6 protein-coding genes are annotated in these 9,624 nt (G+C 44.1%); 2 read left to right on the forward strand and 4 right to left on the reverse strand.

All coding sequences use genetic code 11. The annotated features are described in order from the left end of the window. Positions 1 to 14 precede the first annotated feature (14 nt). Together MUP17_00150 and MUP17_00155 are read left to right on the forward strand one after the other, a co-directional pair. A complete protein-coding gene (locus MUP17_00150) occupies positions 15 to 1,406 on the forward strand; it encodes a sigma-54 dependent transcriptional regulator (protein MCJ7457392.1) in 1,392 nt (463 codons plus the stop codon). 448 nt (positions 1,407 to 1,854) lie between these two features. Then, positions 1,855 to 2,358 carry a diguanylate cyclase gene (locus tag MUP17_00155; protein MCJ7457393.1) on the forward strand — a complete coding sequence of 168 codons (504 nt, stop codon included), beginning with the start codon at positions 1,855 to 1,857 and terminating at the stop codon, positions 2,356 to 2,358. A gap of 446 nt (positions 2,359 to 2,804) precedes the next feature. Here the strand turns inward: MUP17_00155 and MUP17_00160 are convergent, their stop codons facing one another. From MUP17_00160 to MUP17_00175, 4 genes are all read right to left on the reverse strand, one after another. Then, on the reverse strand, positions 2,805 to 4,181 hold the full coding sequence (locus MUP17_00160; protein ID MCJ7457394.1) for an FAD-binding protein: 1,377 nt from the start codon (positions 4,179 to 4,181) through the stop codon (positions 2,805 to 2,807). 223 nt (positions 4,182 to 4,404) lie between these two features. Then, the gene (locus tag MUP17_00165; GenBank protein ID MCJ7457395.1) at positions 4,405 to 5,538 is read right to left on the reverse strand and encodes an NAD(P)/FAD-dependent oxidoreductase; all 1,134 of its coding nucleotides are present in this window, start codon (positions 5,536 to 5,538) and stop codon (positions 4,405 to 4,407) included. 296 nt (positions 5,539 to 5,834) lie between these two features. Further along, entirely contained in the window at positions 5,835 to 7,697 is a 1,863-nt protein-coding gene (locus MUP17_00170; GenBank protein MCJ7457396.1) for a zinc dependent phospholipase C family protein, read from the reverse strand. A gap of 1,274 nt (positions 7,698 to 8,971) precedes the next feature. After that, the coding region (locus MUP17_00175) for an Ldh family oxidoreductase (protein MCJ7457397.1) at positions 8,972 to 9,624 on the reverse strand (653 nt) is incomplete at its 5' end.

The following is a 9,624-nucleotide window of genomic DNA, read 5'->3' on the forward strand; positions in this document are numbered from 1 at the left end:
AATATTGAAAGCTTATGAAAGATAAGGTGAAATTACTGGTGATAGACGATGACCCCACTGTTTCCTGGCTTTTGAGCGAGGGGTTAGGGGAGGGGTATGAAATACTTACAGCCAGGGATGGGAATGAGGGGATTAAATCTCTTTCGCAATCCAGGCCAGATCTAATACTGTTAGATATCAAAATGCCAGGACTTAGCGGCATTCAGGTGCTGGAGCAGATAAAAGAGATGGATCGTCTCTCGGAAGTGATAATGCTCTCCGGACATGGCGAGACAAAAAATGTGGTTGAATCGATTCGTCTGGGAGCCTCTGAATTCATAAACAAGCCGTTTGACGTCAAGGAAGTGGAAATCCACATCCAGAAGGTCCTGGAAAAAAACAGATTAAGAAAAGAATTAGACCTGCTCAAATCCGAATTGCAGGCTAAGTCTCAGTATGATAAACTGATCGGCGAATCACCTGCTATGGCTCAGGTGAAAAGCTTAATCGAGCAAGTGGCTGATTCGGAATTAGCCGTGCTGATCCGGGGGGAAAGCGGTACCGGCAAGGAGATAGTTGCCAGGATGATCCATAGCCTCTCCAGTCGCAGAAACGAGCCTTTTATAAAGCAGAACTGCGCAGCCATTCCACGGGAGCTTTTAGAGGCAGAGCTGTTCGGTTATGAAAAGGGTGCTTTTACCGGGGCGCATAAAACCAAACCCGGAAGATTTGAGACTGCCCATAAGGGCACGATGTTCTTGGACGAGATCGGGGATATGCCTTTAGAGCTGCAAGCCAAACTTCTCCAGGTATTGGAACAGCACGAGTTCGTCAGGGTAGGAGGGATAAAAAATATCCAGGTGGACGTAAGAATTGTCTGCGCAACCAACCAGGATTTAGAAAAAGCACTGGAGAAGCAACTTATCCGGGACGACCTTTATTACCGTCTAAACGAGATCACCATTAAACTCCCCTCCCTAAGAGAGATAAGGGAAGACATTCCATTCCTGGTTGACCATTTTTTAAAGAAATATAATCTTAATTATAAGAAGAATTATGCCCAGCTTTCTCCCAAAAGCATGAAGCTTTTACAGGAATATGGCTGGCCTGGGAATGTGCGACAATTAGAGAATCTGATTAAACAGATTGTGGTTCGAGAAGATGAGAATATCATTGCTGAGACCATAAGGGCTACTATTGTGCCCACTGAGACCATAGAAGAGTTTGGAACTCCAGCCGGAGAAAAAGAATATTCTCTTAAGAAAAGGGTAGCTCGGTCGACAGCTAATCAGGAAAAGAAACTGATCCTGGAGGTTTTGAACAAAACCAACTGGAATCGAAGAAAAGCGTCTGAGCTTTTAGAGATAAGTTATCGTTCCCTGCTCTATAAGATCAAAGAATACCGAATCAACGAAACCGGAGAATAAACAAAGAAAAATTTTTCTTATGTAAGTATGTGCAAAGATTGTGAATAGAGTTGCATATAAATTTCTAAAATTAACTTAAAATCATACATTCTCGTTCGTGTTGGAAAGAACCTCAAAAATTCCGCAGGAATCAAGAAAATTAAAGCCCTTTCGCAACATTTCGATAACTCCTTGTCTTCCTTTAAGTTGTCCTCTAACTTTTTCCGACTTGGGCATTCTAAATTTTATATTTTTAAAATCCGATAACGAAAGTCAAACGGAAGACCTGTGGCATAGGTTTTGCTTTTTTATTGAACAATTAACGATTTGTTTGTGCCCCTTCGTGGAAAAATAGATAGAACGTAAATTTTTGGCTGGGATGCCGACTTCTTTTTTTAAGGTGATACAATCAAAACAAAAAAGCTATATAAAGCTGAAATAAACAATTTTGTCAAAAGGAGATTTTTGGATGGAAACTTTCAGGGATGAACATGATTTTTACCAGGAAGGTGAAGAAAGGGAGGAAATGGATCAGTTTTACAAGAATCACCGTAACTTTGGACTCAGAGCGAGACATGAGTTAAAAAGAGCGGAAAGGTATTGTGAATTTCTTTCCCTTTTAATAATCGATCTAAGCAGTCTCTCTAAATTTGTGAAAAGAGGAGCTCTTAAGAGTTATCGGCGAATGGAGGTTCTCTCACAAGAGCTGGAAGAGTTGATCCTGAAAAGCGTTCGGGAGACTGACCTGGTCTCAGGAGTCCAGGACCAGAGACTTCTGTTGCTCCTTTCCGAAACTCCAAAAGAAGGTGCCAAAAGCCTGGCAAAGAGGTTGGGGGAGAGGGTAAAATATTATATCTCTAATGCAATCAAAACTCCTCCGGGGTGGCAGGTGCCGATGAATATCTTTTCTTATCCGGATCGTAAGGGTAAGGATAAATTCTTAGGTTTCATTCAGGAAATAACCCAGTCGTAAGTCCTTGAGATTTTACTCACGCTTGACAGGGATGTCATCCGCAAGAAAAAAGATTTAAAAAAATTGAAAAAGTTAATCCAATTTCAAAATTAAAGTCATTCTATATAGTTTTCCCGCGAGTCTGCGAAAAAAATTTACCCTCTCCTCCTAGGAGAGGGTAAAATGCGGTCAAAAAAAGAAACTGTCATTGCGAGGAGTCCATCTGGACGATGAAGCAATCTGTCTGGTATAAGCTGGAAGGTTTGCTTTGCAATGGCGAAAAATCGTTGGTCAGAGACCAACGATCAGCGGACTACGAAAATCGGTTGCTCCACCTTGCCCACAAGGTGGGGCGATTCTGAAAAGAAATTGACCCAGGTTGAGGGCAACCTGGGTCTACCGATTACTCTATGCAGATATTGTAGGGGCAATTCATGAATTGCCCCTACAGGATGTTAGTCTAAAATTTATTCCGGGAATATCTTGCCGGGGTTTATTATTCCATCCGGGTCAAATGCCCGTTTGACTTTTTTCATGAACTCGATTCCGGATTTGCCCACCTCTTTTTCCATGAATTTAGCTTTGGTCGTGCCGATGCCGTGCTCACCAGAAAGAGTTCCGCCTAATTTCAAGGTCAGATCGAACAATTTCTCCACTCCCTGCTCGACCCGGTGCATTTTCGCTTTATCTCTGGAGTCGGTCATGAAATTCACGTGCAGGTTTCCATCACCGGCATGTCCGAAGGTATTAATCTGAACATTATAGTCTATTGACAACTTCTTGATTCCCCGGACTAGCTCAGGAAGCTGGCTTGGAGGGACAGCGACGTCCTCGTTCACCTTGGTGGGGGAAAGTCTCAAGAGGGACGCTGAGACAGACCTGCGGATTTTCCAGAGGTTGTCTTTTTCCTCTTTAGTGTCTGCAAATCTTAAGCTTTTGGCATTGTTTTTTTTGCAGATCTTTATAATCTCTTCTGCTTCTTTATGTGCATGTTCCTTTTCGCCATCTGTCTCAATCAACAGTACTGCTGCGGCTTTTTCCACCCTGTCGGTCTGGATGAATTCCAAAACGCAAGCTAAGGTATCTCCGTCAATGAACTCCAGAATGGATGGGGTGATTCCAGATGCTGTTATATCAGCCACGACCTTAGCCGCGTCTTCCATATTATTAAACCCGGCTAAGATAGTCTCTTCATAAGGAGGTTTTTTCAGCAGTTTCAAAGCGATTTTGGTGATTACTGCCAGGGTTCCTTCTGAGCCGACTACAATGCCGGATAGATCATACCCTGAGTCCCCGTCCGGACTCAAGACTCCCGTAGGGACTATCTCACCGTCATAGAGCACAAATTCCAGTCCTAACACATAGTTTTTAGTGACTCCATATTTTCTACCGCGCAGACCTCCGGCACATTCAGCTACGTTTCCGCCTAAAGTCGATGTCTTCAAGCTGGAGGGGTCAGGTGGATAAAAAAGCCCGAGCTTTTCCATCTCGTCAAAGAAGTTCTGGGTTACTACTCCCGGCTCGATCACAGCGTACATCTTCTCTTTGTTCACCGATAGAATCTTATTCATCTGCTCAAAACTGACCACAATTCCGCCTTTTACTGGTAAAGAGCCTCCAGTATAACCTGAACCAGCGCCCCGGCTGACAATGGGGATTTTGTTGGCTGAGGCATACTTCATCACCTGAACTACCTGTTCGGTATTCTGAGGGATTACCACTGCATCCGGCATAAAACTGGTGTTGGTGGCATCATAGGAATAGGTGAGCCTTTCCTCATATGTGGAGAAGACGTTCTTTGCACCGAAAAATTTCTTCAGGTCTTCAAATAGGGTTTCTTTCATTTTTACCGTCCTTTTGTGGATCCAAAATGAATATCATTTATTAAAAATATACGAAATAAAAAATGGAGTGTAAAGCTTTAGCTTTAGTATTTTTTCTCGGTTTATGTAGGGACAGAACAGTGTTCTGTCCTTGAATCCGCTACCAGGTAATTAGCGTCAGGAGGTAACCCCTCACGCCACAATAAATTTATATACGTAACAGTTCAATTGTGTAAGGAACGCGCTAAACATACTGTCCGGCACACCAGCCCGATGACCAGGCCCATTGGAGATTATAACCACCCAGCCAGCCGCTCACATCCAGTACTTCGCCGGTAAAAAATAGCCCCGCCACCGGACGAGCTTCCATGGTCTTGGATGAAATCGCGTCACAATCTACTCCCCCCAGAGTCACCTCCGCGGTTCGGTATCCCTCGGTGCCGTTTGGTTTGATGGTCCATTGCTGGAGCTGCGCTGAAATCTCCTTAAATTGGTTGTGAGAGATCGTCCGTAATGGGCTTTCAGCCAGATTACGCATTACCATTATCGCCACAAGACGTTTAGGTAAATATTCCGCCAACACTGATTTCACCTTCCGCTGCGGGCGTTGTTGTTGCTGTTCTTTCAGTACATCGACCAGATCAATCTTTGGTAACAGATTTATCCTGAGCTCCTCGCCGGGCTGCCAATAGGATGACATTTGCAAGATGGCCGAGCCGCTCAAACCCCGGTGCGTAAATAAGATGCTTTCAGAAAAACTTTGCCGCTTGTTACTGACCATGGCATCAACAGCAATACCGGATAAGGTTGATAGTTTTTCTTTATCCTTGGGCTGAAGAGTGAAGGGAACTAAGCCGGCACGTCGCGGCCACACCTTGACGTGAAACTGCTGGGCAATTTCATACCCCAAAGGGCTTGCGCCTATCGCGGGTATGGATAACCCACCTGTGGCAACGACTAACGACTGGCAGACATAATTGCCCCGGCTGCTGTATACTTTGAAATGATGCTCAGCCAGCCGTTCGATCTTTTCAATTTTCGAATTTACTTGAAAAGAGACCCCGGCCTGTTCGCACTCGGATAACAGCATGTTCAGAATGTCACGGGAGCTGCCATCGCAGAAGAGTTGTCCCTGGGTTTTCTCACTAAAGACGATATGATGCTTCTGCACCAGGGTCAAAAAATCCCATTGAGTGTAGCGGCTTAGTGCCGATTTGCAGAAATGCGGATTATGGGAAATATAGTTGTCGGCATTTATATGGTAATTGGTAAAATTGCAACGCCCGCCACCGGACATCAAAATTTTCCGTCCCGGATTTTTTGCATGATCGATAACCAGCACCTTACAGTGACGCTTGCCAGCTTCGATTGCGCACATCAACCCTGACGCGCCAGCTCCGAGGATGATAACATCTGTTTTCTCAGTCAATAGAGGATGCTGTTTGATCACAAATTCTCTTGCATCAACTTAGATGAGTTCTTTTTCAGGGGCTAACGCCAGAGTTCAGGAGTAGGTCGGGTAGTCCCGCCAAAGGCGGGACTACCCGACGAAAGAGATTTAGTCAGGCAGTTTTCAACAGCCCGACCTACCTTCTATTGCTCACGATCTCCTTGAGCAAAATGCTCTTAAAAAGCAAACATTGCGAAACCAGCGTCCTATAATGCATGAATCGATCAATCTACATATGTTTCGTCGACGACCTTATTCTCAGATACATCCAAACGCCCATTCCACGTTTTGTAAGCATACCCTCGATCAGAATCAAGATCCCAGTTCGTGTAAGCAATCTGTTCATCTTGTGTAGATATCTCCGCTGCTACAGTGATCATCCATTTTGCGAAATCCGTTGCATTACCAATGCGTTTTCTATTGTATTCGAGCTGTACGGTATCTTGAGGAGTCCCAGCAGACGCATATTCCCTAAGTACAGAAGGATTATAAACCAGATTCTCAATAAAATCGACCCCTTCTGTTGGAGGCGAATAGATGTAGAATTCTGGTGCAGTCTGCATTGTCTCAATTCCACCCTTGGGACAGACTAAGTGACTGAAAACATTATTACGCCAAAGAGGATACTTGAACGGAATTCCACATCCAAGGATGGTCGAAGTAAGTGTTTGTCCGATGCTAGTATTTAATTCGTCTGGAATTGGATATACAAAACCGAACTGAGCAAGCAATGAGCGAACGCTCTGGTAGATCTCATACAGCAATAACTGTATACCGTATAATAACGCGAGTAATACAGTAATGGGCAGAGAAAGCAGAAGTGTAAGAATCAGATCGATAATGTCAAGCAATGTTTCGAATGTCCATAAAATCAATTCGCCCATATATTCAGCCCACTCCGCTACCTCATGGAAGAACTGTTCATAGCACTCACTCGAGCTTTCAGTTAAACCGAAGGATAACACGTCTTCCCAACTACAGGAACTTGATGGTGGATCAGGTGGAGAAGGTGGAGCCTCGAGTAAATCATTCAATGCATTATTCAATATGTCAGCCACATTGGAGAAGGGCTCAACAGGGCATTCCACTCCCATTCCTTCCAGCATTGATAGGACTGTATAAAAAGTCTCATAGCAAGTACTAATTTCACCCTGTGTATAGAAACCTGGGTCCCTGAGTAGAGTAGGGTATAGGTTTGAATACGTGTTCCGGAAAGCAGCATCTAACATTTGCACAATACTACTCGGTAACTCAGAAGGTGCCGGTAGTCTCAGGTTTTCACCAAGTTTTTTCGACACGTCTGCTCCATTGAGATATCGAACGTATGCCCAGGAATCCAAATAGTTTTCCATGGTAACATGCCGTTGGATATTTAGCCGGTAAGGTCCGCCAACGACTTGATTCACGAACCCATGTCCAATCACATCAGTAGCAATATGTGAAAGGTAGCCATATGCGTACGCTCTTTGTTGGGGTGTACCAGTTCTAGCAATCTCGATCAGGTTCTTTGCGAAAGAGCCTGTCCTCCGGTAGTGAAGCATATCGAACCAGTACCATTTCTTAATGTTAAACGGCTGACCTGTTTTAAGTTGATTTTGCATCGGAGGTGAGAACAGATCAAATAACTCTGCTGTCAATCGTGGCAATGTAACTATTTGTGAAAAAAGATCGCTAATACCAAGGACACCAGTAAAGATGCCTGTGGTCACCGTAGCTTTAAACAAAGTAGCAGTTTCTTTCACCTGTTCCACTAATTGCTTAACAAGGTCAAGAGTGTTGGGAGCAAGAGAACCAACAACCGCATCCGTTGCCGTGCCTATTGCATCTTTGACCGCCGTGATAGGTGATATTACCTCATTATATTTTTGAACCACATATTGGATGTTTTTGTACAGTTGAAAAAGCTTTTTCACTGCGTCGTAATCCGACCCCCAAAAAAACAAATCAGGACCTATAGCGCCAAGATTCGCGATTCCCTTGTTTTGTTCAATTTCCTCTGAGGCAACACGCGATCTTGAATTGCTAGAGTTTGACAGTCCCAACGCAGCCTTGCTTAAAATAATTTCGTGAACTCCATATTTAGGCATTGTATTACCCTCCTATCCATTGTGACCAACTGAAACCATTACTCTGTCGGTAGTATTGTTCGTATGTGAGTGCTCCCGGATCCAATATGGGATCATAGCATCGTGCAACCATGCCCCCATTTGTTGGTCGTGTACTTTGCCATTGCATGGCTACTTCCTTCTTCTGCCCTGGTAGGACTGAAGTCACTATTCGACTTACAAGGCGAAAGTCTGAGTATTTCATGTGATAGTTTGCAAAAGGGCATTCATACATTTCAACATAGCATGAACAGGCAGCTGCATTGCCCCTATTTTTTATGGTAAAGCATACCTCCGACCATTGGTTCAACGGTACGTGTCTAAATTGACTGGCGAGGCTACCTTTGGAGCTTTCGACAATGTCACACACGAGGTAAGGAAATGGTGTTTTCACATTGGGACGTTCACCAATTTTTCGCTCAGCATTTCTTTGAACTGCTCGTTGCTTCACGCGTGCTGTCCAAAATTCCTTTGCCTTGATTTTCCATGTAGATTTCTCTTCGCACGGTAGCCTAATAAGACGTTTGAGTGAACAACAGCCTGGCAACAACGAGATGGCAGCCCCAAAGCCTCCCAGCAAACCTAAGATCTTTCGGCGACTAATCACAACCATTTTTTCTCTCCTTCATAGAACCGTCTTTGGATCTACTAATGTATTATATATGAATACAAAATCCTATATTTATCTATACCAGATGCCACCATAACTTTCGGTTCAAATATGCTCATTTGTTTTCGAACTCATACCATATTCCCGATGTATCTATTTTGTGATTAATTCAAACATTTACGTACAAACAAAAATTAGTTTTATTCCTGAGCATAAGAAACTTACTCTATCACACAACTAAAGAAACCGCATAAAATGAAAATTGAAGTTTATCTGAAAGTATGATAACTTGCTTTGTTTATCTTGTCAAGAGAAATATTTTGTCTGTCAACGCAAATCAAAAATGTCAGGTCAGGGGGCATAACAGAAAATAGGCGAAGGAAAAAGGAAGATGGAAAATGACCTCACTCCCGACTGTGGAACTCACCTACACGACTAAACTCACCCCCTTAGTCCCCCTCTCTTATTAAGAGAGGGGGTACAGGGGTGAGTTCAAAAGATTCTTCAGTCGCTTTGCTCCTTCAGAATGACATTTTGTAAGTTCGTAGGCGGAGCACCTTGCTCCGCCTAGTCATCAATGGAAAAGCGATTACAATCAAATCTGCGGGGCAGGTCCGCCTCTGGCGGATCGCCCCTACACAAAAAATTATTTAATGTCAAACTTTATGTTCATCTCCGAAGATAACTTCTCCAGTTGAGTATAGACCTTCTCCTCCAAGGGGAGACCGTTTTTCTTGTAATACTCCGATTTCTCAAACTCTTTTTCGCCGTGAATGAATACCCTATTTTCGCCTTCGGCTTTATTAGAGCTTTTCAGCTCGGTGATCATCCGGTCCAAGGTGGTTTTGAATCTGTCCACAGGGATGAAGTTGTCGATATTTATCGCACCGAAGAAATGGCCTACATTGGAGAATTTCTGGGACGGGTCTCTTTTGGTATCGACATAAGGACCATAGCAGGCTCCGGATAGTATCCCGGAGAAGATATCAACTAAAACTGACATCCCGTATCCTTTATGCCCGCTGAACTCCTCGCCTGCACCACCCAAGGGGAGGACTCCGCCGCCTGCGGCTTTGGTCATATTATCTAAAACTTTTTTGGTGTCAGCAGTGGGGATGCCTTTTTCATCCACTGCCCAGCCCAGGGGCAAGGGTTTGCCCAGACGCTCGTAAACCTCTAATTTTCCTCTGGGAACGACAGTGGTAGCCATATCCAAGACCCAGGGTTTTTCCTTGCCAGCAGGGAAGACCACGCTGATCGGGTTTGTTCCGATGATCATATCCCGGCTGAAAGTCGGCA

The organism is Candidatus Zixiibacteriota bacterium (genome assembly GCA_022865345.1).
GTDB lineage: Bacteria > Zixibacteria > MSB-5A5 > MSB-5A5 > RBG-16-43-9 > RBG-16-43-9.

Excerpts from the sequence above, each read along its gene's own strand:
- MUP17_00150 (MCJ7457392.1), top strand. The coding sequence starts at position 15 with ATGAAAGATAAGGTGAAATTACTGGTGATAGACGATGACCCCACTGTT.
- MUP17_00170 (MCJ7457396.1), bottom strand. The coding sequence starts at position 7,697 with ATGCCTAAATATGGAGTTCACGAAATTATTTTAAGCAAGGCTGCGTTG.
- MUP17_00165 (MCJ7457395.1), bottom strand. The coding sequence starts at position 5,538 with ATGTGCGCAATCGAAGCTGGCAAGCGTCACTGTAAGGTGCTGGTTATC.
- MUP17_00155 (MCJ7457393.1), top strand. The coding sequence starts at position 1,855 with ATGGAAACTTTCAGGGATGAACATGATTTTTACCAGGAAGGTGAAGAA.
- MUP17_00160 (MCJ7457394.1), bottom strand. The coding sequence starts at position 4,181 with ATGAAAGAAACCCTATTTGAAGACCTGAAGAAATTTTTCGGTGCAAAG.